This is a genomic window from Pasteurella oralis (assembly GCF_002850605.1).
In the GTDB taxonomy this organism is placed as follows: Bacteria; Pseudomonadota; Gammaproteobacteria; order Enterobacterales; family Pasteurellaceae; genus Pasteurella; species Pasteurella oralis.
In genome coordinates this window covers 222,716-247,686 of sequence record NZ_NXGB01000001.1, presented here as the reverse complement: position 1 = coordinate 247,686, position 24,971 = coordinate 222,716, and the positions used below count along the sequence as shown (strand labels likewise).

At 37.7% G+C, this 24,971-nt stretch carries 22 protein-coding genes, 3 tRNA genes and 1 pseudogene; 7 read left to right on the top strand and 19 right to left on the bottom strand.

Annotated features, from left to right (window positions below; all coding sequences use genetic code 11):
• Positions 1-38 precede the first annotated feature (38 nt).
• The 3 genes and pseudogenes from C0975_RS01230 to dapA all read right to left on the bottom strand — a co-directional run bounded on the left by C0975_RS01230 (position 39) and on the right by dapA (position 2,981).
• Positions 39-951 (bottom strand): annotated as a pseudogene (locus C0975_RS01230) (DMT family transporter).
• A 7-nt stretch (positions 952-958) separates the two neighbouring features.
• Positions 959-1,972: an outer membrane protein assembly factor BamC gene (gene bamC / locus C0975_RS01225; RefSeq protein ID WP_101774582.1), complete on the bottom strand. Its 1,014-nt coding sequence runs from the start codon at positions 1,970-1,972 to the stop codon at positions 959-961.
• 112 nt (positions 1,973-2,084) lie between these two features.
• On the bottom strand, positions 2,085-2,981 hold the full coding sequence (gene dapA, locus C0975_RS01220) for a 4-hydroxy-tetrahydrodipicolinate synthase (RefSeq protein WP_101774581.1): 897 nt from the start codon (positions 2,979-2,981) through the stop codon (positions 2,085-2,087).
• A gap of 175 nt (positions 2,982-3,156) precedes the next feature.
• Between dapA and bcp the strand changes: the two genes are divergently transcribed.
• A complete protein-coding gene (gene bcp / locus C0975_RS01215) occupies positions 3,157-3,621 on the top strand; it encodes a thioredoxin-dependent thiol peroxidase (RefSeq protein ID WP_101774580.1) in 465 nt (154 codons plus the stop codon).
• Positions 3,622-3,699: 78 nt separating this feature from the next.
• On the opposite strand, the gene purT is transcribed toward bcp, so the two are convergent.
• From purT to C0975_RS01190, 5 genes are all read right to left on the bottom strand, one after another.
• Entirely contained in the window at positions 3,700-4,881 is a 1,182-nt protein-coding gene (gene purT / locus C0975_RS01210; protein ID WP_101774579.1) for a formate-dependent phosphoribosylglycinamide formyltransferase, read from the bottom strand.
• 37 nt (positions 4,882-4,918) lie between these two features.
• On the bottom strand, positions 4,919-5,425 hold the full coding sequence (gene luxS / locus C0975_RS01205) for an S-ribosylhomocysteine lyase (protein ID WP_101774578.1): 507 nt from the start codon (positions 5,423-5,425) through the stop codon (positions 4,919-4,921).
• 181 nt (positions 5,426-5,606) lie between these two features.
• Positions 5,607-6,089, bottom strand: coding sequence for a YqaA family protein (locus tag C0975_RS01200; protein ID WP_101774577.1), 483 nt, complete (start codon positions 6,087-6,089; stop codon positions 5,607-5,609).
• Positions 6,082-6,693, bottom strand: a complete 612-nt coding sequence (locus C0975_RS01195) for a sugar O-acetyltransferase (RefSeq protein ID WP_101774576.1) — start codon at positions 6,691-6,693, stop codon at positions 6,082-6,084. Before C0975_RS01195 ends, C0975_RS01200 begins: the two co-directional genes overlap by 8 nt.
• A 4-nt stretch (positions 6,694-6,697) precedes the next feature.
• A complete protein-coding gene (locus C0975_RS01190; protein ID WP_101774575.1) occupies positions 6,698-7,297 on the bottom strand; it encodes a beta-phosphoglucomutase family hydrolase in 600 nt (199 codons plus the stop codon).
• Positions 7,298-7,420: 123 nt separating this feature from the next.
• On the opposite strand from C0975_RS01190, the gene C0975_RS01185 reads away from it, so the two are divergent.
• On the top strand, positions 7,421-7,828 hold the full coding sequence (locus C0975_RS01185) for a PRD domain-containing protein (RefSeq protein WP_101774574.1): 408 nt from the start codon (positions 7,421-7,423) through the stop codon (positions 7,826-7,828).
• A 188-nt stretch (positions 7,829-8,016) separates the two neighbouring features.
• Here C0975_RS01185 and C0975_RS01175 read toward each other — a convergent pair.
• The 6 genes from C0975_RS01175 to C0975_RS01150 all read right to left on the bottom strand — a co-directional run bounded on the left by C0975_RS01175 (position 8,017) and on the right by C0975_RS01150 (position 11,704).
• Positions 8,017-8,093, bottom strand: a tRNA-Arg gene (locus C0975_RS01175).
• 61 nt (positions 8,094-8,154) lie between these two features.
• A tRNA-Arg gene (locus C0975_RS01170) sits at positions 8,155-8,231 on the bottom strand.
• A 62-nt stretch (positions 8,232-8,293) separates the two neighbouring features.
• A tRNA-Ser gene (locus C0975_RS01165) sits at positions 8,294-8,386 on the bottom strand.
• 118 nt (positions 8,387-8,504) lie between these two features.
• Positions 8,505-10,520 carry a DNA helicase Rep gene (gene rep / locus C0975_RS01160; RefSeq protein WP_101774572.1) on the bottom strand — a complete coding sequence of 672 codons (2,016 nt, stop codon included), beginning with the start codon at positions 10,518-10,520 and terminating at the stop codon, positions 8,505-8,507.
• Between the two features lie 6 nt (positions 10,521-10,526).
• Complete coding sequence (locus C0975_RS01155; protein WP_101774571.1) at positions 10,527-10,754, bottom strand: YceK/YidQ family lipoprotein; 228 nt, start codon at positions 10,752-10,754, stop codon at positions 10,527-10,529.
• A gap of 131 nt (positions 10,755-10,885) precedes the next feature.
• Positions 10,886-11,704: a 5'-nucleotidase, lipoprotein e(P4) family gene (locus C0975_RS01150; RefSeq protein ID WP_101774570.1), complete on the bottom strand. Its 819-nt coding sequence runs from the start codon at positions 11,702-11,704 to the stop codon at positions 10,886-10,888.
• A gap of 257 nt (positions 11,705-11,961) precedes the next feature.
• On the opposite strand from C0975_RS01150, the gene polA reads away from it, so the two are divergent.
• A complete protein-coding gene (gene polA, locus C0975_RS01145) occupies positions 11,962-14,751 on the top strand; it encodes a DNA polymerase I (protein ID WP_101774569.1) in 2,790 nt (929 codons plus the stop codon).
• 65 nt (positions 14,752-14,816) lie between these two features.
• Here the strand turns inward: polA and C0975_RS01140 are convergent, their stop codons facing one another.
• From C0975_RS01140 to C0975_RS01125, 4 genes are all read right to left on the bottom strand, one after another.
• Complete coding sequence (locus C0975_RS01140; protein WP_101774568.1) at positions 14,817-15,545, bottom strand: TerC family protein; 729 nt, start codon at positions 15,543-15,545, stop codon at positions 14,817-14,819.
• A 67-nt stretch (positions 15,546-15,612) separates the two neighbouring features.
• Positions 15,613-16,281 (bottom strand): DNA mismatch repair endonuclease MutH, encoded by a 669-nt coding sequence (mutH, locus tag C0975_RS01135; RefSeq protein ID WP_101774567.1) that lies wholly within the window; start codon positions 16,279-16,281, stop codon positions 15,613-15,615.
• A gap of 15 nt (positions 16,282-16,296) precedes the next feature.
• Complete coding sequence (locus C0975_RS01130) at positions 16,297-16,833, bottom strand: methylated-DNA--[protein]-cysteine S-methyltransferase (protein WP_101774566.1); 537 nt, start codon at positions 16,831-16,833, stop codon at positions 16,297-16,299.
• 66 nt (positions 16,834-16,899) lie between these two features.
• A complete protein-coding gene (locus C0975_RS01125; RefSeq protein WP_101774565.1) occupies positions 16,900-18,219 on the bottom strand; it encodes an outer membrane protein transport protein in 1,320 nt (439 codons plus the stop codon).
• A gap of 218 nt (positions 18,220-18,437) precedes the next feature.
• On the opposite strand from C0975_RS01125, the gene C0975_RS01120 reads away from it, so the two are divergent.
• On the top strand, positions 18,438-18,728 hold the full coding sequence (locus tag C0975_RS01120) for a YfcZ/YiiS family protein (RefSeq protein WP_101774564.1): 291 nt from the start codon (positions 18,438-18,440) through the stop codon (positions 18,726-18,728).
• Positions 18,729-18,788: 60 nt separating this feature from the next.
• Here the strand turns inward: C0975_RS01120 and C0975_RS01115 are convergent, their stop codons facing one another.
• Positions 18,789-20,444, bottom strand: a complete 1,656-nt coding sequence (locus C0975_RS01115) for a putative transporter (protein WP_101774563.1) — start codon at positions 20,442-20,444, stop codon at positions 18,789-18,791.
• 187 nt (positions 20,445-20,631) lie between these two features.
• On the opposite strand from C0975_RS01115, the gene C0975_RS01110 reads away from it, so the two are divergent.
• The 3 genes from C0975_RS01110 to C0975_RS01100 all read left to right on the top strand — a co-directional run bounded on the left by C0975_RS01110 (position 20,632) and on the right by C0975_RS01100 (position 24,943).
• Positions 20,632-22,389: an ABC transporter ATP-binding protein/permease gene (locus C0975_RS01110; protein ID WP_101774562.1), complete on the top strand. Its 1,758-nt coding sequence runs from the start codon at positions 20,632-20,634 to the stop codon at positions 22,387-22,389.
• A 137-nt stretch (positions 22,390-22,526) separates the two neighbouring features.
• Positions 22,527-23,078: a DUF5358 domain-containing protein gene (locus tag C0975_RS01105; protein ID WP_101774561.1), complete on the top strand. Its 552-nt coding sequence runs from the start codon at positions 22,527-22,529 to the stop codon at positions 23,076-23,078.
• Positions 23,079-23,287: 209 nt separating this feature from the next.
• The gene (locus tag C0975_RS01100; protein WP_101774560.1) at positions 23,288-24,943 is read left to right on the top strand and encodes a phospho-sugar mutase; all 1,656 of its coding nucleotides are present in this window, start codon (positions 23,288-23,290) and stop codon (positions 24,941-24,943) included.
• The last annotated feature ends 28 nt before the right edge of the window (positions 24,944-24,971 follow it).

Genomic DNA, 24,971 nt, shown 5'->3' with positions numbered 1-24,971 from the left:
TCATGCTATTTAATTAGACGTGAACTAACACAAATTACTTACTTCATTTTGATTTTTAGACAACAGACACAACCTAAAATTACCAATAATGCCCCAATGCCCTGATATAAATTAATCACCTCACCTAAAGTAATATAGCCTACTATCGCGGTAGAAAGTGGTACTAATAACCGGATGATGTTGAAAGTGACAATCCCTTGTGTTTTCACAATAAAAAAAGCCATAAGCATTCCCGTCATCATGCCATAAACGCCAGCTAAACTCAGCCCAATCAGAGCACCAATATTCATATCAGCTAAATTAAAAATCACCTCACTTTGCCATGCCCAAAGCAAATAAATCAAGCCTGATAAAAAAGCCGTAAACGCACTGATGATGATAACATTCATCCCACCTGCAATATTTTTGACCACTAAATTTTGAATTGATTGGATAAAAATAGCAGTAGTCAAAAATATTGCACCTAAAATAAAGTTATTTTCAACCGCACTTTGTTTACCATAAAACACAAATACCAGTGAACCGATGATTAGAACCGCGCTACCCAACAAAAATTTTATATTAGTAACTTTTTGGCGTTCATCAGGATAAAAAATCGCCGCCATTAATACGGATAAAGGCATTGCTAATACACCAAAAATACTACCAGATAACGCCGATGTCTGTTTCATGCCATTAATAAAGAAATACATATTCCCTGTCATAAAACAGGCTAATATCAATAACTTAAATAAACGCCGATAGTCTTGTAAGACTTGTTTAAACTCGCCTCTAAATTTAAACAGACATATCAAAATGAAAACGCTGCCCCCCTGACAAAAAGCGGACAGCGTTATTATTTAATGTGTCAAAGTGAATACTCATATAACGCATAATGGGAAAACCCAGTCCCATTAATGCAATATAACTTAAGCGAATAAACCATTCATTGCTTAAATTGAGTTTTTTCATAGCACGATTATCTCGCGAGAACATTCTGTAATGCTTGGTATACTGCTTGTGCTCGTGTATCAGAAAGTGCTTTACCATCCTCATCTGTAATCACCACTGCACTTTGTTTACCCAGTGCACTCAATTGCATAAAATAAGTGCCTTTTTCTAATCCCGTGCTTGTATCTGCACTACCAAATGGCCACCACCAACTTTTCGCGCCTGTAGGACTATATTTTAATTCGCGAGAACCTCGTCCAATTACTTCATCTTTAATACTGAACTCAAGTTGTGGTAACACTTGACCTAATTTTGCCCAAGCTTGATTAAAAGGTGCTGCTAATATTAAAGCCTCACGTCCATTGCTATCAGTGGCGAATGTTGATTGAATTGGCGTAAAGCTCGAGTTATTTAATGCTTGGGCTTGTTTATGATAGGCTGAATTTAACTCACCAACTAATTGATTTAAACGATCTGAGCTATAACGTTGTTTATCTGCTAAATTTGGAGTAAATACGACATCATCACGTTTCATCTGTAATACTGAAACAAATAATGCGCTATAACCACCTGAACTGACTTGTTCAATCTCATAACGAATTTGAGTCTTACCAATATCATCAGTACGCCCTGTTGGCGCCCAATCTGTCACAATTTTATTGCCATCTAGCTTGTAACCTACGCTTTGTTCTTTTAATAAGTGCTGTACTTGTGCCACACTATATACCTGTTGTTTATCTGCTGGATAAGCAATTAAAGCACGCTCACCATCAAACTGAGCAATTGAATTTTGAATAATCGCTAATGGATTCTCAGGCGGACGAATATCAATATTCTGTGCTTTTTGCACTTTAATTTGAGGAAGCTGATAAGTCGTATCTTGTTTCGGTAAATTCACGCCACCAGTTGCTAACGGCATAAATGCTGGTAGCGCTTCATCTGATTTTTGATAAGTATCATTAGCTTGTTGTTTACTTTCATTACTTGCTGAACAAGCTGCCAGCGTGGAAAAAAGGGCAAGAGAGAGTAGCCACTTTGTCATAAAATTTTTCCTTAATGCTAAATTTTGTTAAAAATTACCGCACTTTGACAGTGAAAAAATAAAAAAGTTTAGGGTCTGTTTATTTAATACAGACCCTAAACAACATAGAGAATTAAAGTAGCCCAGCTACTTTTAACGCATTTTCAACCTGAGGTTGCAAGGATTCACTTAGTGTAGTTAACGGCAGACGCAACGTTGGTGTATCAATTAAACCTAAACGGTAAGCTGCCCATTTAACTGGAATAGGATTAGACTCTACGAAAAGATCTTTATGCAATGCCATTAAGCGCTGATTAATCACCTCAGCTTCATCAAATTCACCCTTCAGTGCTAAATGGCACATTTTTGCCATCTCTGCTGCTGCAACATTATTTGTCACTGAAATCACGCCTTGTCCGCCTAATTTCATTGATTCAAGACCAGTAGCATCATCACCACTTAAGAAAATAAAATTTTCACCTGCAAGCTGTTTAATCTTCGCTACACGAGTCAAATCACCAGTCGCTTCTTTGATACCCACAATATTCTTAATTTGTGATAAACGTCCTACTGTTTCAGGTAATAAATCACTCCCAGTACGTCCCGGTACGTTATACAAAATTTGTGGTAAATCAGTACATTCCGCAATAGCTTTAAAATGTTGATACATCCCTTCTTGCGTTGGTTTATTGTAATAAGGCACAACAGAAAGGCAACCAGCTACACCACTATCATTCAATAATTTCGTCATCACAATCGCTTCACTGGTTGCATTAGCACCCGCACCCGCGATAACAGGAATACGTCCATCGGCAAATTCAACTGTCTTCAAAATCGTTTTCACATTCTCATCAATACTTAATGTCGCAGCTTCGCCCGTAGTGCCTACAGAAACAATAGCATCAGTGCCTGCTGCGATGTGATGCTCAACTAATTTCTTCAGCGCCACAAAGTCAATTTCACCTGAATTGTCCATTGGTGTCACAATTGCAACAATGCTACCCGAGAATAAATAATTATTTACTGACATAACGCCTCCTGAGCATATTTATTAATTTGAAATAGTTATCATTTTTGAATGATATTCATTCTATTGATTGTTGAGTTTGCTTGTAAATTGCAGTTTAAGATCGCTAAAATAGCCTGAATTTGCAAGTCATTTTTTAAATTTTTTATCTAAACTTATTTCTCACGGGGAAATTTTCATGGAAATCTTACAAATTGGTGCACCTGCGCCACAATTTACGCTATTTAATCAATATAATGAGTCTGTTTCTCTAAAACAATTTGTAGGCAAAAAAGTGCTCATTTATTTCTACCCTAAAGCACTGACCCCTGGCTGTAATACACAAGCCTGTGGCTTACGTGATAGTAAAACCGAATTAGAAAAATTAGGTGTGGTAATTTTAGGGATCAGCCCTGATTCACCAGAAAAATTAGCAAAGTTTACTGACAAAAAAGCACTCAATTTTCTTTTGCTAGCAGATCAAGATCATCAAGTTGCAGAACAGTTTGGTGTATGGGGCGAAAAGAAATTTCTAGGCAAAACCTACGATGGGATTCACCGCATCAGTTTTTTAATTGATGAACAAGGCATGGTTGAGCAAGTCTTTAGTCAATTTAAAACCTCAAACCATCACCAAGTCGTATTAGACTACTTAACTCAATAAATTAGCAAAAAACGGACCGCACTTTACCTCAAGTGCGGTCCGTTTCTAAACGGCTTTACGATATTATACCACTATTTATCAAAGTATAATTTCTAACTTATCATGCGCACTACGTACTTTTTCTAAAGCACGCGCTACAGAGCTATCACGGGCAAGAATCACACCCATACGGCGATGACCATTGACCTCACCTTTTCCAAATAAACGAATATTGGTATTCGGTTTAGCCAGTACTTCTACTAAATTAGCGAATTGGACTTGATTGGATTGACCTTCTACCACAACCGCTTTAGATGCTGATGGACTAATCAAATGAATCTCTGGGATTGGCAAACCTAAAATAGCACGTGCATGTAGCGCAAACTCTGATAATTCTTGTGAAATTAAGGTCACCATGCCCGTATCATGTGGGCGTGGAGAAACTTCATTGAAAATCACTTCATCGCCACAGACAAACATTTCCACACCAAAAATACCACGCCCACCTAATGCTGTCGTAATTTTCTCCGCAATGTCTTGTGCTTTTGCTAAAGCAATATCAGACATCGCTTGTGGTTGCCAAGATTCACGATAATCACCGTCAACTTGAATATGTCCAATTGGTGCCAAGAAAGAAGTACCATGAATATGGCGCACAGTTAATAATGTGATTTCATAATCAAATTTTACAAACCCTTCAACAATGACACGACCACCACCAGCACGCCCACCTTGCTGTGCATAATCCCATGCTTTCTGTATATCGTCAGCAGATTTTAAAATACTTTGACCATGACCTGAAGAAGACATAATTGGTTTCACTACACAAGGAATGCCTATTTTTTCTACTGCATTTTTGAAATCAGTAAAATTATCTACAAATTGATAATGTGATGTTGGTAAACCCAGTTCTTCTGCAGCTAAGCGACGGATACCTTCTCGATTCATGGTTAATTGGGTCGCTTTTGCTGTCGGAATGACATTAAAGCCCGCTTGTTCAAGTTCAACTAGTGTCGCTGTCGCTATTGCTTCTACTTCTGGCACAATATAATCAGGCTTTTCTTGTTCCACTAACGCTTTTAATGCCTCACCATCTAACATAGAAAGTGTATAAGCACGATGTGCTACTTGTTGAGCAGGCGCATTTTCATAGCGATCAACCGCGATGACTTCAACACCTAAACGCTGTAATTCAATCACGACTTCTTTACCTAATTCACCAGACCCAAGCATCATTACTTTCGTTGCTTTCGCTGTTAAGGCAGTACCAATTTTTGTCATGTTAATTTCCTTCTGGCTGTGTCATACAGATATAGGATTATGGGTTTAATAATTTTTCATCAAGTAACAAATCTTCATTCTTATTTACACCAACACCACTTGCTATCACATTGCGCGCGATTTGATGTGCATCAGAAAGGGAATGCTCTGTATAACTACCGCATTGATATTCGTTTAGCTCAGGAATTTGACTTTGTTCTTTTACGTTAAGTACATCTTGCATTGACGCTAACCAAGCTACGGCAACTTGTTGTTCGTTTGGCGTGCCAATTAATGACATATAAAAACCAGTACGGCATCCCATTGGTGAAATATCAATAATTTCTACTTCATCACTATTTAAATGATCACGCATAAAGCCAGCAAATAAATGCTCTAAAGTATGAATTCCCTTAGCAGATAAAATAGCTTTGTTTGGCGCGCAAAAACGTAAATCAAATACACTAATATCATCTCCCTTTGGTGTACGCATTGTCTTTGCAATACGTACAGCTGGCGCATTCATTCGAGTATGATCGACTTTAAAACTATCAAGTAGTGGCATAATTGTTTCCTTTAAATTGTCAATTTATTTCAATTTTAGTTAAATTTTTTTGAACTTTACTTCAAGGCATCTGTCTTAAAATACAGCAACTTGCAGTTGTTTTTAATAAAATTGGTTCCTTAGGTTATTTCACCACCCTTTTGGGTGGTGTTTTTTTACGTTAAAAACGTATTTATTTTACTCAAATTGCAAACAAATTCATCGTTAATAACAATAAAAAAAGATAGCGTACAGCTTTACCTAATGTCATTAGCACAAATACACCCAGCATATTTAAACGCAACCAGCCAGCTACAACACACAACATATCGCCAATGACAGGTAACCAGCTGAAAAATAAGCTCCAAATACCATAACGTTGGATATTGCGAATAACCAATCCAAAGCGTGGATGTCGCTGTTGTTTTTCTGACACTTGGGGCAAAACACGCCCAAACCAATAGGTAGTGAAGCTACCAAGGCTATTGCCTAACACAGCAACTGTAAACAAGCTTAACACATTATCACTCAACAACGTTCCTTGACTTAAAGCCCAAGGCGTTAATATTCCAACAAAGATCACCTCTGAATTACCTGGCAAAACAGTGGCACTTAAAAACGCGCTGGCAAACATCAAGTATAAACTATGCTGCTGCCAAAATTCCCAAGACCATAACTCAATCATTTAAATCAGGTTTAAAACGTTGTAAATAGTCATCACGATCTTTTTGACTAATTGGTCTTAAGACATGACATGGATTACCTACTGCCACACAATTAGCAGGAATATCTTTCGTGACGACAGAACCTGCGCCTATCACGGAATTATCGCCAATTGTCACACCGCCTAAAATCACCACATTACCCCCAACCCAAACATTATGACCAATCACAATAGGTAATGCTTGTTCCCATTCTGATCTACGTAATTCAGGATCAATGGGATGTCCTACTGTGTATAAACTCACATTTGGCGCAAACAAAACATCATCACCAATTTTCACGCCACCTGTATCTAAAATAGTACAGTTATAATTAGCAAAAAAGTTTTTGCCCACTTCAATAAATTGACCATAATCACAATAGAAAGGAGAGTTAATATGTGGAATATTCGTTGCTTTACCAAGAATAGTTAAGATTAAACGTGCTTTATTTTCTTTATCAGAAGGGCGAGTTAATACATTATATTCATGCAATAATTCTTTATTACGCAAACGCAGTGCGGCTAATTCTTGATCATAAGGTTGATGAGCTAAACCTGTTAGCATTTTTTCTTTATCGCTTAACATACAATTACTCTGTAATTAATCTACACGTTCTCACATCAAATACATGCATACCTGCGGCTAACCCAGCTTGTACACCTAAATCTGCATCTTCAAAAACCAAACAATCTTGTGGCTTAACTTGAATTAATTCAGCACAACGTAAAAAGGTATCAGGCGCTGGCTTATGTTTTTCTACATCTTCTGAAGTCACAACAGCCTCAAAGCAATGTGCAATATCTAATTTATCTAACAATAAATATGTCATTTCACGGTGCGATCCTGTGCCTAATGCCATAGCTTTCTGTTGATAAAAATGCTTGGCGACATTTGCGGCAGGTAATAATTTTGCTTGGTTTAAAATAAGTGCTTTGCCAAACTGACGTTTTAAACGCATCACATCTTGTAATAAAGTTAAAGGCATGTTCGCTTCTTGCATTATTGCTTGTGCAATCGTACGCAGCGGGGCGCCTGCCATTTTATACATGATTTCAGGTTGTAAAGCATATCCATAATACTCACCAACCATCAGCCAAGCTTGTGCATGACAAGGCATAGTATCAATTAAAGTACCATCCATATCAAAAATTAATCCAGCATATTGGCTAAACAGTTGTTTATCTAACATCATCACTTTAGTTTATTCAATGAAATTTAAATAAACATTATTGTGCTATAAATTTGTGATCTATGCACTGTTTAATTACACAGAATTGAGCTAGACTGAATGACAAGTCGTGGTGAGGAAAGTATGAATATCCAATCTCAGTTAAAAATGCTACAAGTTCGTAAGCTAATTGACGAACAAATTATTGAAATTGTATTCAATGCGCAACATCACTTGGCACAACATTGGCATGTTGATGTGAATAGAACACAAGCCACAACACTATTGATTCATTTAGCCAATTCGTTAGGCAGAATTAAGCGCCACCATTGTGCCTCACCACTGCATAAAGACTTTCAAACCAAGATTCAAAGTGCGGTCTGTTTTCCAATAGTTTTGGCTATGCACAAAGAAATCTTACAACTGATCCCTTTCTCAATTCCTGCCAATGAGCAAAGTTATTTTTTAGCAAATTATTATTCACTTTTGCTCGATCAACCACAGATCTTAGATAAACTCGATCACGCCATGCTCAATAAGATTTCTCGTTAAAAGCATAAAATCTCTCAAAAACAGACCGCACTTTTGCAAGCCAAGCCAAACAAGAAGCAGATAGCAGATAGCAGATAGCAGATAGCAGATAGCAGATAGCAGATAGCAGATAGCAGATAAGCTGTATGTGTAAAATAAACTTGTCAAATAACTCAAAGATAACAGGATAAAGAAGACATGAAATTAAATGGCGCACCCGAGAGGATTCGAACCTCTGACCGCTCGGTTCGTAGCCGAGTACTCTATCCAGCTGAGCTACGGGTGCGTATAGTCGAAATTTGATTTAGTTGCTTTAACCATTTTAAACAATAGAGTCGAATTTAAAATGGCGCACCCGAGAGGATTCGAACCTCTGACCGCTCGGTTCGTAGCCGAGTACTCTATCCAGCTGAGCTACGGGTGCAGCACTTGTTTACTTGCTATTTAATAAAAAACTTAACTTAATAGCGAGCAAACCTGAGTAAATGGCGGTGAGAGAGGGATTCGAACCCTCGATGGAGTTTTTGACCCCATACTCCCTTAGCAGGGGAGCGCCTTCAGCCTCTCGGCCATCTCACCGCAATTGGTTTGTGGGCGGTATGATACGTTTTTCTAAAAATAAGTCAAATCATTTTTTACAAAAAATTATTCAGTTGACTGATTTCTCTACAAATTAGAGCAAATAAAACAGAAAAAATTATTTACCACGTAATATCGCACGTAAATTTGCTAATTGATTCGCCGTATTTTCTTGCTGTTGTGCCTTTGTCATCACTGGTTTATCACGTTCCCATTGCACATCATCTACTGGTAATTCAGCTAAAAAACGACTCGGCTCAGGCTTTAACACTTCACCAAATTGACGTCGTTCTTTACATAAAGAAAAGATCAAACTTTGTTGTGCTCGCGTAATGCCAACATAAGCTAAACGGCGTTCTTCCTCAACATTATCTTCATCAATACTGGTTTGATGCGGTAAAATACCTTCTTCCATGCCAATCAGAAAAACATGAGAAAATTCTAGCCCTTTAGACGCATGTAGCGTCATCAATTGAACTTGATCGCTTTCATTATCTTCTTCACCACGCTCCATCATGTCGCGTAAAGTTAATCTTGTCACCACCTGATTTAGGCTCATAGGCTCATCAACCTCATCATCTTTAAGCATGTCGCCAATCCAATCAAATAAAGTAGCGACATTTTTACTTTGCATTTCTGCCGCTTTTGGACTGGGCGCATATTCATATAAATATTCCTCATAATGCAATTGTGCTAGCATAGTACGAATCGCCCGCTCAGGTTCAGCACGTATAATTTCATCGCTTAATTGCACAATCCATTGACCAAAATTTTGCAATGCATTGTAAGCTCTAGGCGTAACCCGTTGCATTAATTCAAAGTCAAAAATCGCTTCAAACAAACTTATTTGCTTTTCTTGTGCTAATGTACCTAACTTTTCTAATGTCACTGTACCAATTTCACGTTTTGGGATATTTACAATTCGCAAAAATGCCGCATCATCATCTTGGTTAACCAATAAACGTAAATACGCCATCATATCCTTAATTTCAGCACGAGAAAAAAACGAAGTCCCTCCTGAAATTTTATAAGGAATACGGTTTTGCATGAGCACTTTTTCTAATAAACGAGATTGATGATTACCGCGATATAAAATGGCATAGTCTTTATATTTTGTTTTACGCATGAAACGATGTGCAATTAGTTCACCCACAACACGTTCTGCTTCATCATCCTCATTTTTTGCCTCAATAATCTGTAGTTTCTCTCCTGACTCTAAATTTGAGAACAGTTGTTTATCGAAAACATGTTCATTATTCGCAATAAGAATATTGGCACAATGTAAAATACGTTGTGTTGAGCGATAGTTTTGTTCTAATTTGATGACGTCTAATTGAGGAAAATCTGTCTTTAAGCGCATCATGTTTTGTGGGCGTGCGCCACGCCATGAATAAATAGACTGATCATCATCACCGACCACAGTAAAACAAGCACGTTCACCTACTAATAACTTAATTAACTCATATTGACTAGTATTAGTATCCTGATATTCATCGACTAATAAATAACGAATTTTTTGTTGCCACTTTAAACGTACCTCTTCATTCTGTTTAAATAATAAAGTCGGTAACATGATTAAATCATCAAAATCTAACGCATTATACGCACGAATTTGTTTACTATAACGTTCGTAACATAGCGCAAAAGTTTGTCCTTTTGCATCACGTGCTAAATATTTTGCTTGTTGAGGTGAAATTAAATCATTTTTCCAATTTGAAATTGTTGAAACTAGCTCTCGCAATAATTCTTTCTCTTCTGCAAGTAAGTCTGCCGTGAGTTCTTTTAATAACGCCAGTTGATCATGTTCATCAAACAATGTCATATTCGCTTTAAAGCCCAACTGCTTATATTCACGTTTAATAATATCGAAGCCTAGTGTATGAAATGTAGACACAATGAGTCCACGGCTTGCTTGCTTGCCAATAGAATGCGCAACACGTTCTTTCATTTCACGTGCAGCTTTATTCGTGAAAGTCACTGCAGCAATTTGGCGTGGCTGATAACCACAATTTGCCACTAAATGTGCAATTTTATTAATAATCACCCTCGTTTTACCAGAACCAGCACCTGCCAATACTAAACAAGGTCCTGTGACATATTCAACTGCTTTTTGTTGTTGCACATTTAATTTCATAGCGGATTATCTTTGTTCTGTTTGTTGTGACCATACATAAGGTAATAATACGGAATCAAGTAAAAAAGAAAGCGGCAAATCTAAAATAGGCAATCCCCACTGCTTTGCCATTTCAACATCATATTTTGTGCCTGCATACGCAGAATAAGGCTCAGTCGGATCAATTAATTTCACTACAGTCCCACAGCTATTTAAGCAGCAAAGAGCGGTCAAAATAAGAAATATTTTTTGCATATAGTACCCATGAAACAAGATGGGCTAATGATATAAGTAATACACTGAAAATGCGATAACAAAATACTAAGAAATAAAAAATGCGGTTAACGCTAATTTAACCGCATTTAATCAAATAAAAAGAAAAAGCCTTATTTACCATCCCAAGCGTGAATTGCTTTCGCACGAACATCTAACTTGCTTTGTGAATCGCCTTTAAAATAGTTTTTATCTAAACCACCTTCCCAGTCACCATATTGTGTATTCGGTAACATAATGAACGTTTTACCAAATTTTTTACTATTTTTAGCTACAAATGCTCGACGCTCTGCATTGGTTTTCTTATAGGTTTCATCACCGAAATCATTTAAATTATCACCTACAAATAACACAATGTCATAACCCATCTCTTCAACTTGTTTGAAACGAATTGATTTGTTTGATTTGTCTTTTTTCAATAATAAGGTTTTATCATTTACACCAGTAAAACCAAGACGTTTCATATCATCCACAGTCCCTGCTTTTTCAACATCATCACGACGATTAGACACGAAGAACATCGTACCACCATTCGCATTAACGTAGTTAGAGAACTCTACTGCGCCTGGAATTGCAGCTGATTGTCTTGCATCTACCCATTTTGTCCATGTTTTTGGTGAAAAACCTTGACCAGTTTTGACTTGCCAACCTGAATAAGCACTGTTGTCGATCATGGTTTCATCCAAATCAACTACGACTGCCTTTTTCTTGCCTTTTTTGACTTTTGAATGATCAAAAGCAATTTTAGCTGTATTAAAAGCTTGATGGGCTAACGCTTCATATTCACCAGATTGCTGGGTCCATACTAATCCCATAGACATTTGTTGCTGTAGTTGTGCCTGATTACCTTGTTCCATAGCTTGTTGATTTGAACAAGCGGTCAATAATACAAGCGAGCTGACTGCAATAATTGATAAGCTAAACTTTTTCATTTTTTCTCCTTAAATGACTCCATTTTAATTGTAAGTTGTAAGTGGTCTAATCTAACAAACTAATGCATTAATTCATACAAAATACCTAGCTTAACGTGATTAAGATCACAAACTTTTTAATTTCTGTGATTATTTTTACATTTCCTTACAATTCAATAAATCATGAACAGACAAAACATTCCTATTTTTAACCGCACTTTTCCCTCACTTTTACGCTATAATGTCCCCAAATTTTCACTTTAAAAAACGGATCGATTATGGCAAACATTGCAGAAAATCCTTTAGTTCTTGTTGATGGCTCTTCTTATTTATATCGCGCATTTCATGCTTTCCCACCACTCACTAATTCATTAAATGAACCAACTGGTGCCATGTATGGTGTGTTAAATATGCTAAAAAGCCTCATTTCACAAGTACAACCCAGCCATATTGCGGTAGTATTTGATGCTAAAGGTAAAACGTTTCGCGATGAAATGTTTGAACAATACAAGTCACATCGTCCGCCAATGCCAGATGAATTACGCCAACAAATTTTACCGCTTCACAATATTATTCGTGCCTTAGGTATTCCACTTCTTATTGTTGAAGGTGTAGAAGCTGATGATGTTATCGGTACACTGGCAGTGCAAGCTTCAAAAGCAGGTAAAAAAGTGTTAATCAGTACTGGCGATAAAGATATGGCACAGCTAGTTGATGACAATATTATGCTGATTAACACGATGAATAATAGCTTGCTTGATCGACAAGGTGTTATCGAAAAATATGGTTTGCCCCCTGAGCTAATTATTGATTACCTTGCGTTAATGGGAGATAGTTCAGACAATATTCCAGGCGTACCCGGTGTCGGTGAAAAAACTGCCTTAGGTCTATTGCAAGGAATTGGTAGTATGGCTGAAATTTATGCCAATTTGGATAAAGTCGCTGACCTACCACTTCGCGGCGCGAAAAAATTGGCGGATAAATTACTTGGTGCCAAAGAAATGGCAGATTTATCTTACTTACTTGCCACCATTAAAACTGATGTCAGCTTACAAATTACCCCTGAACAACTCACTTTTGGTGCAGCAAATAACGATCAACTTATCGAATATTTTGGGCGTTATGAGTTTAAACGTTGGCTGACCGAAGTCATGAGTGGAGAAAATACTGTCACCAATGGTCATACACAATCGGTTAAAATCAATAACTATCAAGCAACGCCAGCTGCTGTTGCAACAGAAAGTGCGGTCAAAATTGACATAGATCGCAGTAAATATGATTGTATTCTGACAATGCCAGATCTGGAAAAATGGCTCAGTAAATTACAAAGTGCAAAATTAATTGCTATAGACACGGAAACTGACAGTTTAGACTACATGTCTGCCAATTTAGTCGGGATTTCTTTTGCTTTAGAGAATGGTGAAGCAGCTTATCTTCCACTCCGCCATGACTATATCGGCGCACCACAACAAGTGGATGTTAACAGTGCACTGGCATTCCTAAAACCTATTTTAGAAAACCCAACTATTGAAAAAATAGGACAAAATATCAAATTCGATCTCAGTATTTTTGCTCGTAATGGTATTGATGTACAAGGTATCGCTTACGACACAATGCTACTGTCTTATATACTCGATAGCACTGGGCGCCATAATATGGATGATCTGGCTAAACGGTATTTAGGTCATCAAACGATTAGCTTTGAAGAAATTGCGGGTAAAGGCAAAGCACAACTGACTTTCAATCAAATTCCATTAGAACAAGCTGCCGAATATGCAGCGGAAGATGCAGATATTACAATGAAACTACAGCAAGTTCTGTGGCAAAAACTATCACAGCAGCCAACATTAGTTGAATTGTATGAAAATATGGAACGTCCATTAATTGCAGTACTCTCTCGCATGGAACGTCATGGCGTATTAATTGATTGTGACGCACTATTTAATCAATCAAATGAAATTGGCACAAGACTGACCGCACTTGAGCAACAAGCCTATGAATTAGCCGGTCAATGCTTTAATTTAGCCTCAACGAAGCAATTACAAGAAATCTTATTTGATAAATTAGGTTTACCTGTTTTAAAGAAAACACCTAAAGGTGCGCCTTCCACTAATGAAGAAGTGTTGGAAGAATTAGCTTACGACCATGCATTACCAAAAGTTTTAGTCGAACACCGTGGCTTAAGTAAACTAAAATCAACTTATACCGACAAATTACCGCAAATGGTCAATACTCAAACAGGACGTGTGCATACCTCTTATCATCAAGCAGTAACTGCGACAGGTCGTTTATCCTCTAGTGATCCAAATTTACAAAATATCCCAATTCGCAACGAAGAAGGTCGTCGTATTCGACAAGCCTTTATCGCACGTGAGGGCTATACGATTATTGCGGCAGACTACTCACAAATTGAATTGCGTATTATGGCGCATTTATCAAAAGATCAAGGACTTATTAACGCATTTAGCGAAGGAAAAGATATTCACCGTTCTACTGCGGCAGAAATTTTTGCTGTCCCGCTAGACCAAGTGACCAGTGAGCAACGACGTAGTGCGAAAGCAATTAATTTTGGTTTAATCTACGGTATGAGTGCTTTTGGTTTATCACGCCAATTAGGTGTTCCACGCGGCGAAGCGCAAAAGTATATGGATTTATACTTCCAACGCTATCCTAATGTACAAACTTTTATGACTGAGATTCGTGAAACAGCTAAAGCACAGGGATATGTATCCACTTTGTTTGGTCGCCGTTTATATTTACCCGACATTAGTTCTGCGAATGCAATTCGTCGTAAAGCGGCTGAGCGCGTGGCAATTAACGCACCAATGCAAGGAAGTGCAGCTGATATCATCAAACGTGCAATGATTACATTAGATAAACAAATCGCAGATCATCCTGATATCCAAATGATTATGCAAGTACATGATGAATTAGTGTTTGAAGTATGCTCAGAAAAAGTGGCTGAATTTAGCCAGCTCATTAAACAAACCATGGAGCAAGCGGCGCAATTAGTCGTTCCACTGATTGTCGATATTGGCATAGGTAAGAATTGGGACGAAGCGCATTAATATTTATACGACATAAACAAAAAGGCAGAGGTAAACTCCGCCTTTGCTATATCAAACACTACTAATTATGCTGTCGGCTTCTTAATTAATTTTTTACGCATTTTAATGTTAATCATTTCGACAACGACAGAGAAGCCCATAGCAAAGTAAATGTAGCCTTTCGGAATATGGAAGTCTAAGCTTTCACCAATTAATGCCACACCAATCAGAATTAAGAATGATAAGGCTAGTACTTTTAAAGTTGGATGTGTTTCCACAAAATCACCTATTGGTTTTGCCGCAAACATCATCACACCAACTGCAATAACAATGGCGACAATCATGACTTCAATTTGCTCAACCATACCTACTGCTGTAATCACAGAATCTAATGAGAACACAATATCTAAAATAGCAATTTGCGTTAAAATCCCAATAAAACTGACCTTTTTCGGTGTATTTTCTGCATTTTCTTCTTCAGGACTCATTGCATGGTGAATTTCATGAGTACTTTTTGCTACCAAAAATAATCCACCAAATAATAAGATTAAATCACGACCTGAGATGTCTTCGCTAAATACTGTAAATAAAGGTGCTGTTAACGACATTACCCAAGATAACGAAAGCAAGAGTAAAATTCGCATCCCCATGGCTAATCCCAAACCAATTAAGCGCCCTGATTGACGTTGATGTTCAGGTAAACGTCCCACTAAAATACTGATAAAAATAATATTATCAATACCTAAAACAATCTCTAATGCAGCTAAAGTAAACAGCGCAATCCACGCTTCTGGGCTAGCGAGCCATTCAAACATAATCACGTTTCCTTCAAGTTAAAAAATTGTACAAATCATATAGTTTTGTTTAAAAAATGCCAAGAAATTAATCATCACCAAGTAAAAACTGCTGCAGGATTTCCGTCGTAAACGCTTTACGTAAATAAAAACCTAAAGGTAAAGTATCGATAATCTCACCATCTTTACCAATCCCCTTAGTTAAAGCTTTACTATTGGCACCTTTCGGACGCAATTGCAATACTTCACCTAATTTTGCAGTCACTTGCGCAACTTTGCCCAAACTAATATACTCCATCAATTCTTCCCAATCGCGCTGTAAACGATATTCTTGTTCTCTTGAAGGTTGCCACAAAATTGCTTGTCCAATATGACGTTCAGCTAATGGAATTTGCCGTTCACCTTCAACAGGTACCCATAATACTTTACTCAATTTATGCCTAACGTGCGAATTCTGCCAATTAACCCCCGTATTCTGAATTAATGGCGCAAGACTCACAAAAGTCGTTTCTAATGGTAATCCTTGTGAATTAATGGGAATGGTTTTCAACTCAATACCAAGATGAGCAAAATCACGTTCTGCTTTGCTGCCTGCGTTGGCACCTAAAGCCGTTTCAATCAGCATACCAACCCATCCCTTATCTCGCTTTAAATCAGCAGGGATAGGCAGATTTAACTCACAGGCTAATTCAGCAAAGGTTAAACCCGCAATAGATTGTGCACGAGCGAGTAATTCTTGTTCAGTATGTGGGATCATAAAGTGCGGTTAATTTTAGCGATATTTTTTCAATAACTTAGGTTTGACAAATTCAATACCTTTATCCACATAAACAATATGTTCTAATTGCAATAAATGACGCTTTGTCGGTAACCCACCACCAAACCCAGTTAAACTGCGATTTTTACCTAAAACACGGTGACAAGGAATAATGATACTAATCGGGTTACGTCCTACTGCTCCACCCACTGCACGCATCGCTTTTGGATTGCTAATTAATTGTGCTAACTCACCATAAGTGGATGTTTGCCCATAAGGGATTTGTTGTAACGCTTGCCAAATTTGTTGTTGAAAATCTGTACCCTGTGGTGCCAGAGGAATACCAGCAAAGGTTTCTGGCTCACCTGCAAAATAGCGTACTAATGCCTGCTTCACTTTTACAAAGAGCGGTCGATTTTCGTCAAGAATCCACTTCGGATTAGGTGCAATCTGCTCTAATTCAAAATCTAAATTGGTTAATTTGTCATGTTGAGATAGCATTAACAAACGTCCAACAGGTGCCTCAAAATAACAATAATAAATAGGCTGCATCATATTCCTCCTTAAACAGAAAAAGCGTACCGAAGTACGCTTTATTATCCTAAATTTTTGCCTAAATTAGAAACGGTAGTTTACATTTAAACCATAAAGATTTGCTTTCGATTTTGCAGTGTATTTCACAACAAGCGGCTTACCATTTTCTTTTTCAACGAAAGTACTTTCTTTACCTCTGATATGTGTATAACCCACATCTACAGACAGATTTGGAGTCAATGCATAAGTTGCACCTAAGCTATACCAAGTACGATCGGTATCTGGGATAGATGCTGATTTATAAGGTTCAATCAATGGCGTTTCATCAAATGCAATACCCGCACGTAATGTTAATGCATCTGTTGCATCATAGCTTGCACCTAGCGCAATACGTGTACTATCTTTGAAGTTTTCTGGTTTATGTAATGCTTCTGAACCATCAGTATAGGTTGCACGTAATTCTTTGAAACGGCTCCATTCTGTTCTTTTCAAGCTATAATGCATAGCAAACTTATCTGTCATTTTGTGGTAGCCTGAAATTTCCCAATATGCTGGTAAATTCAATGTTAACTCTGCCGGACCAGTAATTGGTTTCGGTAAACTGAATCGATAGGCTTCACTATCTTTAAATTTAATATCAATTGGCGAATGATAAGCTACACCAAGACGGTTATTTTGGTTAAATTCATACACAACACCCGCATTCCAGCCAAAGCCCCAAGCTGAATCTTGTAAACGAGAAACTGTCGTTGAATCATTAGCAACAGGTGTCGTCATACCTAAATTACCAGCCATACCATTATAAAGATTGCTAACTAATCCAGCATTACGCTCTAATTTGGCTTTGGCATGTACTGCATTTAAACCCAGACCGACACTCCAGTCTTGTGAGATACGATATGCACCGCTTAAATTTAAGTTTACTGCGGCTAATTTAGTCGAACCGCCATAAATACCCGCACTGTAATCACTATCAAATTTACTTTGCATACCAAAATTCACGTTCATACCCGCACCAACAGCAAAACGCTCATTGATTGGTTTGATGAAATATAAGGTTGGTAATAAACCATTTGGCACTACATTTTTTTGATCTGCTGATTTTTGTGCCATAGGTTGTTTAGTCTGAGGGTTAATTAGAGTCGCCTCACCTTCTAAATTGACATTCGTATCGACAAATATCGCTCCAACAGAAATTTCAGCTTGTTTAAATTGTGTCATCAACGCTGGGTTAGTCGCGACAACTGCCGCATTATCTGCAATTGCGGCTTCACCCGCATATGCGCGACCTAAACCTGAAGTTGATACTTCTGCCAATTGGAAAGCTGCTGCTGAAGCACTACCTGCTGCTACAGCTAAAATTGAAGAAAGAAGAGTTTGAGTAAATTTGCTAGTTCTTGCCATTTTTAGCCCTTTGTTGTTTAAATTATATATAATAAGCGTTTGGATTCTAAAGAAGTATGCATAGTGGTGCAAATTTATTTCTCTATTTAAATAAGAGTTCAGACCAGTATAAATCACCCTCTAACCACAATCACGCAGATAAAGTGCGGTTAAATTTTGCGAAGGATTGGAACAATGCTAAAATAAGTGCAAATTTTTACTAAATTAGAGGATAAAATATGAGTAAATTAAAATGTAACGCTGAAGAAGCCAAAGCTTGTTGCTGTGTTGATGTTGGTACAATTATTGATGGTTCTGACTGTACAGTTGATTTTGAGCAGCTTTATGCAACAGAAGAACTCGCACAAGAAGCCCTAGCTTATTTAACGCAAAAAGCAAAAGCGGCTGAAAGCGATCCTTGTGAGATTAAAAGTGAAATCGTGAAAACTGAAAATAGCGCATTATTAAAGGCACAGTTTGAATTCAGCTGCCAAGCAGAAGCCATGATTTTCCAACTGTCTACACGATAATTGATAATACTAAAGCATAAAAAAGACTGCATCTCAATATGCAGTCTTTTCTTTTTCTGGTTAAAATAGCAATATTGCTAATAACTGAGGTGAAATAATCCTGAGAAACATCACCATTGGATAGACGGTCGCATAAGATAAAGCAGAAGCCCCACTATCTTCTTTAATTGCATTAGCAAATGCCAATGCTGGAGGATCTGTCATCGAACCAGCCAATAAACCACATAGAGTTAAATAATTCATTTTGACATATAAACGCGCAATCAGCCCTGTTACCATCAATGGAATGAAAGTAATAATAATACCGTAGCCCATCCACTCTAAGCCACTGCCATTTAGCAGAGTATCCATGAAATTACCACCTGATTTTAAACCAACGACAGCTAAAAACAGCACAATACCAATTTCACGTAATGCTAAGTTAGCACTTGGTGGCATAAACCAATAAAGTTTTCCAACACTCCCAATACGAGCAAGAATCAAGGCAACAACCAATGGTCCACCCGCTAACCCGAGTTTTAACGCTACTGGAAATCCCGGTATTTGGAAAGGAATCGACCCCAATAATACGCCTAAACCAATTCCAATAAAAACAGGTAACATTTGTACTTGTTGTAATTTTTGTTGCGCATTACCAATAATTGAAACGGCTTGATTTAATACCTCACTACGCCCCACAACATGTAGAACATCACCAAATTGTAATGTTGTATTTGCTGTTGGGACTAACTCAACCCCTGCACGATTTAAACGTGCAATGACTACACCATATTTTTGATGAATGCCTAAAGAGCGAATCCGTTTTCCCAATACTTTTTCATTAGTGACAACAATACGGTCTGAACGAAGATCGCCAGCAAAGCTAGATAAAGGTACATCCACTTCTTCACCTAACACTAATTTAATTTTACGCAATAACGGCAACTCTCCCACTAAGTGTAAAAGATCACCCTGTTTAATTATGGTATTCGCTTGTGGCACACTAATATTTTCATCACGTTTTAAACGTGTACACACAACATCTTTCCTTTCATCGAAACCGGGAATATCAACTAAACGCAAACCATCTAAATTAGGATTTGTGACTTTAATATTCATCGAACCCAAACTATCTTTATCTTGCCCACTTTCTTTTAAAAAGTTTTTTGCTTCATCATCTACTTTGATACGGAAAAATAAGCGAATCAACCACATAGAAAGTAAGATACCGCAAATCCCAAACGGATATGCCATAGCATACGCCATCCCCATTGTTGCCGTAGTTTGAGAAGCTGTTAGCTCAGCGAGAATTTGCTGCCCCGCACCAAGAGAAGGCGTGTTAGTAACAGCGCCCGAATAAATACCGAGAATAATTTCTAAAGGCACATCAGCCAGCATATAAATCACAACCACCGCTAAAGAACCCAGTAATACGATTAGCGCAGCAAAACCATTTAACTTCAGCCCTGATTCGCGCAAAGATGCAAAAAAACCTGGTCCGACCTGAATCCCAATCGTATAAACAAATAAAATTAAACCAAACTCCTGAATAAAATGTAGTGTATGTGGATCTAATTCTAATTCTGTATATTGCTTTATAAAGTGGGCAACAATAATACCGCCAAATAGCACGCCACCAATACCTAACCCTACGCCTCTAATCTTCCAATGCCCTATCCACAACCCAATGACAGCGACAAGAGCAAGGAGGCTTATAGTGATCGCAATGTCACTCATAATTTACCTCTATATCAATTTCAAATTTAACAAAAATAACTACAAATAATTATATCAATCTCTGTTTTTAAAAACTTAAAGAAATAATAAAAATTTAATCTTAATCACATTTTTCTTGCTTAACTAACAAAAATTTTTAAGAATACTGAACCATTTTTTTAACAATAATTTTATATTTGGAATTACTATGAATTGGTCGCAGGAACTCTTTGACTCATTTCTCTGGCTACTTAAAAGCCTATCACTTACCGCTATATTTTTCCCTTTAGCAGTCTATGCTGTGTCAAAAACAACCAGATGGGGACACCAGCTTTGGCTATTGGCAGAAGATTATTTCAATCCAAGAAAAAATATCCGTCCACTTCTTTATTTTATTATTATCGTCTTCTTTGACTTACTCTCGGTACGTATCGATATTTTGGTTTCAAACTGGTATAACGCGCTGTATAAATCATTACAAGACATGAATGAAACTGTGTTTTGGCAGCAAATGGTCGTATTTGCAGTGATTGCCACATCCAGTATTGGAAATGCCTTAATCAGCTATTACTTAAGTAAGCGTTTTCTGATTCACTGGCGTCAATGGTTCAATAGCAAAATGCTAAATAAATGGACTGAAAATCAAGCCTATTACAAAACACAATATCTTGAAAATCAGTTAGATAACCCTGATCAACGTATCCAACAAGATATCAATTCTTTTGTTTCAAATACCTTAGATTTTGCTACGGGCTTAATTTCCGCTATCGTTTCTATTGTGGCGTTTACTATCATCTTGTGGAACCTCTCTGGCACAATGAATGTTGGCAGTACTGAAGTACCACATGCAATGGTATTCCTGGTCTTTATTTATGTATTATTTACCAGTATTTTTGCCTTTAAAATTGGACGCCCACTCATCCAGTTAAATTTCGCCAATGAACGTCTCAATGCTAACTACCGTTATTCTCTGATTCGTCTCAAAGAATATGCAGAAAGCATTGCTTTTTATCGTGGTGAAAAAATGGAAAAACGCCTACTAAATTCCCAATTTGATCAAGTGATTGATAACGTATGGAAAGTTGTACACCGTACTTTAAAATTATCAGGTTTTAACTTAATTGTGACCCAAATTTCAGTAGTGTTTCCTTTAGTCATTCAAGTTACCCGCTATTTTAGTAATCAAATTACATTAGGTGACCTAATGCAAACTTCAAGTGCTTTTGGACGAGTACAATCGGCGTTATCTTTCTTCCGTAATTCCTATGATGATTTCGCCGCTTATCGAGCCGTATTGGACCGTCTAACGGGTTTCCATACTGCGATTCAACAAGCGAACCAAGCTTCTGATTTGATTATCCAAGACAGCACAACACAATTACGTTTTGAAAATTTGACCGTACAAACACCAAATGGCAATACGTTAATTCAAGACTTAAATCTCACTTTGCCTATCGGCACATCTTTATTAATTCAAGGTGACTCCGGTGTTGGTAAAACCACATTATTAAGAACAGTTGCAGGGTTATGGTCTTATGCAAGCGGTACTATTCACTGTCCGCAACACAATACCTTGTTCTTATCACAAAAACCTTACTTGCCACAAGGACGCTTAATTGATGCGTTATATTATCCTGATGTTGCTCCAGATGATGTCAACTTGCAAAGTGCGGTCAATATTTTACAAAAAGTACAATTAGCACATTTAAGCAACAAATTAACACAAGAAGATGAATGGACACGCGTACTCTCTTTAGGTGAACAACAACGTTTATCTTTTGCTCGCGTACTGTTACATAAACCACTTGTTGCATTCTTAGATGAAGCTACAGCAAGTATGGATGAAGGTCTAGAAGATGCGATGTATCGCTTACTTAAAGCTGAATTGCCTAACACCACTATTATCAGTGTAGGGCACCGTTCAACACTCATTGCTCACCACCAACAACATCTAAAAATCAGCTAATCATCCATAAGGCTTTGTTTAAACGCAAAGCCTTTAAAATTTTGTAAAAACTGACCGCACTTTAACTAACACAACTTTCTAAATGAGAGCATTATTGCTAAAATTCTGCCCAATTTTTGTATTTAATAAGGTTAACTATGTTAAAAAAATTACTTTTACTCAGCATGACATATATGCTTGCAGGTTGTCTGTCAACTAAACCTGTTACTTTCCCTGCTGAATTTGCTAATTTGGATTATGAACTCTCTGATCAAGCAGCTAAACAATGGGCAATAGCAAGTACACAAGTTGAACAATGTATTTACCCAAATCTGACTCGAATTCAACGTGAGCATTTCTCTCAAGAAGATGCTTATATACATTCACAATACGTCTTCTTCTATCCCTTAGAAGATATCATCGGTGAGAAATATGTAAAAATAATCCAAGCTGATGAAAAATCAATGGGTTATGCGACATATCAATATAAAAAATTCAAACAAAACAGGGCTAAACCGTTAGAGGAAGCCAAATGCCAAATATTAAGGATGCAGGCTAAAGATGATCTTGCCGTCGTGAAAGGGCAATACAAAAGCGGGATGGCAGAAGAAAATGCAATCAAAGATAAAACTCATCCAGATGGTGTTGCAACAAACCAGAATAAATTTTTCTTTGATATCATCAAATGGGGAGCCGCATTACTCTTGTGATCGACAAAGCCTCATCTAACAAAATAACATACATCCCTGTTATGACTGAGTAAACCAACCTAAATTCTTACTAAAATAAAAAAGCAATCGATTACAAAGTGACTAAGCTCAAATAATTTGAGTTTAGTCATTTTAATTCTTCCCTTTTTCAGCTAGTCTAGAAGTGTTTTACATCACATAATTTTTTAATAAAAAATTAAGGAGAATTTATGACAATCTTCACTCTCGCTCAAAATTGGTTAGCACAAGATCCCGATGCTGAAACTCGTGCAGAATTAGAGCAATTGCTTGAGGCTGCCAAAGCTGGCGATGAAAAAGCAAACGCAGAATTAGCAAGTCGTTTTGATGGTCGCTTACAATTTGGTACTGCAGGTTTGCGCGGTCGCTTACAAGCGGGTTCCATGGGGATGAACCGAGTACTTGTCGCACAAGCGGCTGGTGGTTTAGCTGACTATTTAAAAGACTATGACCAAACCCCTTCTATTGTGATTGGTTATGATGGTCGTAAAAACTCCGATGTTTTTGCACGTGATACGGCAGAAATTATGGCTGGTGCAGGTATCAAAGCTTATTTATTACCACGCAAATTACCAACCCCTGTACTCGCTTACGCCATCAAATATTTTGATACCACTGCAGGTGTGATGGTCACTGCAAGCCATAACCCACCAGAAGACAATGGTTATAAAGTCTATTTAGGTAAAGCGAATGGCGGTGGACAAATTGTTTCCCCAGCCGATCAAGACATTGCTAAGCTAATCGATAACGTTGCCGCAGGTTCAATTACAGATTTACCTCGTAGCCAAGATTTCGTTGTATTAGATGACGAAGTTGTAGATGCTTATATTGCAAAAACCGCAGCCCTTGCCAAAGAGCCACAAACTGACATTAACTATGTTTATACTGCAATGCATGGTGTAGGTTATGAAGTATTAAGCAAAACCTTAACAAAAGCAGGTTTGCCACAACCTCATGTGGTCGCAGAGCAAGTCTGGCCAGATGGCACATTCCCAACCGTCAACTTCCCTAACCCAGAAGAAAAAGGCGCATTAGATTTAGCCATTAAAGTCGCAAAAGAGAAAAATGCGGAATTTATCATTGCCAATGACCCTGACGCAGACCGTCTAGCGGTGGCGGTACCTGATGCAGAAGGCAACTGGAAACCACTACATGGTAATGTAGTTGGTTGTTTCTTAGGCTGGTATTTGGCGAAACAATACCATGCACAAGGTCAAAAAGGGATTCTTGCTTGCTCATTAGTTTCATCACCTGCTCTGGCAGAAATTGCAAAAAAATACGGTTTCCAATCTGAAGAAACACTAACGGGCTTCAAATATATCGGTAAAGTAGAAGGCTTATTATTTGGCTTTGAAGAAGCACTAGGCTACCTAGTTGACCCTGATAAAGTACGTGACAAAGATGGGATTTCCGCTGCAATTGTGTTCTTAGATTTAGTACGCTACTTGAAAAAACAAGGCAAAACGCTAGCAGATTATGCTGACGAATTCACTCAAGAATTTGGTGCCTATGTCAGTGGACAAATTTCAATTCGTGTTGATGATTTATCTGAAATTGGTAAATTAATGACCGCACTTCGTAACAACCCACCAAGCGAAATCGGTGGTTTCAAAGTGGCACAATTCTTAGATCACACTAAAACTGACCGCCAAAGTGATATTTTGGTCTTCGTGCTTGAAAATGGCAGCCGCTTAATCGCCCGCCCATCTGGTACAGAACCTAAAATCAAATTCTATTTAGATGCGAAAGGCAAAGATCCACAAGATGCAGAACAAGTTTTAGCACAGTTTGATGAAAGTGTGCGTCAGATCTTGCGTAAGGATGAATTTGGTAAGCAGGATTGTTGATTAATTTAACCCAGCAAAATGGCACAAA

What these genes read in the sequence shown, in the direction of transcription:
- bamC (WP_101774582.1), bottom strand. Translation starts at nt 1,972, where the DNA reads ATGACAAAGTGGCTACTCTCTCTTGCCCTTTTTTCCACGCTGGCAGCT.
- C0975_RS01150 (WP_101774570.1), bottom strand. Translation starts at nt 11,704, where the DNA reads ATGAAAAAGTTTAGCTTATCAATTATTGCAGTCAGCTCGCTTGTATTA.
- dapA (WP_101774581.1), bottom strand. Translation starts at nt 2,981, where the DNA reads ATGTCAGTAAATAATTATTTATTCTCGGGTAGCATTGTTGCAATTGTG.
- mutH (WP_101774567.1), bottom strand. Translation starts at nt 16,281, where the DNA reads ATGATCCCACATACTGAACAAGAATTACTCGCTCGTGCACAATCTATT.
- C0975_RS01185 (WP_101774574.1), top strand. Translation starts at nt 7,421, where the DNA reads ATGAATATCCAATCTCAGTTAAAAATGCTACAAGTTCGTAAGCTAATT.
- C0975_RS01155 (WP_101774571.1), bottom strand. Translation starts at nt 10,754, where the DNA reads ATGCAAAAAATATTTCTTATTTTGACCGCTCTTTGCTGCTTAAATAGC.
- C0975_RS01200 (WP_101774577.1), bottom strand. Translation starts at nt 6,089, where the DNA reads ATGATTGAGTTATGGTCTTGGGAATTTTGGCAGCAGCATAGTTTATAC.
- rep (WP_101774572.1), bottom strand. Translation starts at nt 10,520, where the DNA reads ATGAAATTAAATGTGCAACAACAAAAAGCAGTTGAATATGTCACAGGA.
- C0975_RS01115 (WP_101774563.1), bottom strand. Translation starts at nt 20,444, where the DNA reads ATGAGTGACATTGCGATCACTATAAGCCTCCTTGCTCTTGTCGCTGTC.
- C0975_RS01110 (WP_101774562.1), top strand. Translation starts at nt 20,632, where the DNA reads ATGAATTGGTCGCAGGAACTCTTTGACTCATTTCTCTGGCTACTTAAA.
- C0975_RS01190 (WP_101774575.1), bottom strand. Translation starts at nt 7,297, where the DNA reads ATGTTAGATAAACAACTGTTTAGCCAATATGCTGGATTAATTTTTGAT.
- C0975_RS01100 (WP_101774560.1), top strand. Translation starts at nt 23,288, where the DNA reads ATGACAATCTTCACTCTCGCTCAAAATTGGTTAGCACAAGATCCCGAT.
- C0975_RS01130 (WP_101774566.1), bottom strand. Translation starts at nt 16,833, where the DNA reads ATGCAGCCTATTTATTATTGTTATTTTGAGGCACCTGTTGGACGTTTG.
- C0975_RS01140 (WP_101774568.1), bottom strand. Translation starts at nt 15,545, where the DNA reads ATGTTTGAATGGCTCGCTAGCCCAGAAGCGTGGATTGCGCTGTTTACT.
- C0975_RS01120 (WP_101774564.1), top strand. Translation starts at nt 18,438, where the DNA reads ATGAGTAAATTAAAATGTAACGCTGAAGAAGCCAAAGCTTGTTGCTGT.
- purT (WP_101774579.1), bottom strand. Translation starts at nt 4,881, where the DNA reads ATGACAAAAATTGGTACTGCCTTAACAGCGAAAGCAACGAAAGTAATG.
- polA (WP_101774569.1), top strand. Translation starts at nt 11,962, where the DNA reads ATGGCAAACATTGCAGAAAATCCTTTAGTTCTTGTTGATGGCTCTTCT.
- luxS (WP_101774578.1), bottom strand. Translation starts at nt 5,425, where the DNA reads ATGCCACTACTTGATAGTTTTAAAGTCGATCATACTCGAATGAATGCG.
- C0975_RS01195 (WP_101774576.1), bottom strand. Translation starts at nt 6,693, where the DNA reads ATGTTAAGCGATAAAGAAAAAATGCTAACAGGTTTAGCTCATCAACCT.
- C0975_RS01105 (WP_101774561.1), top strand. Translation starts at nt 22,527, where the DNA reads ATGTTAAAAAAATTACTTTTACTCAGCATGACATATATGCTTGCAGGT.
- C0975_RS01125 (WP_101774565.1), bottom strand. Translation starts at nt 18,219, where the DNA reads ATGGCAAGAACTAGCAAATTTACTCAAACTCTTCTTTCTTCAATTTTA.
- bcp (WP_101774580.1), top strand. Translation starts at nt 3,157, where the DNA reads ATGGAAATCTTACAAATTGGTGCACCTGCGCCACAATTTACGCTATTT.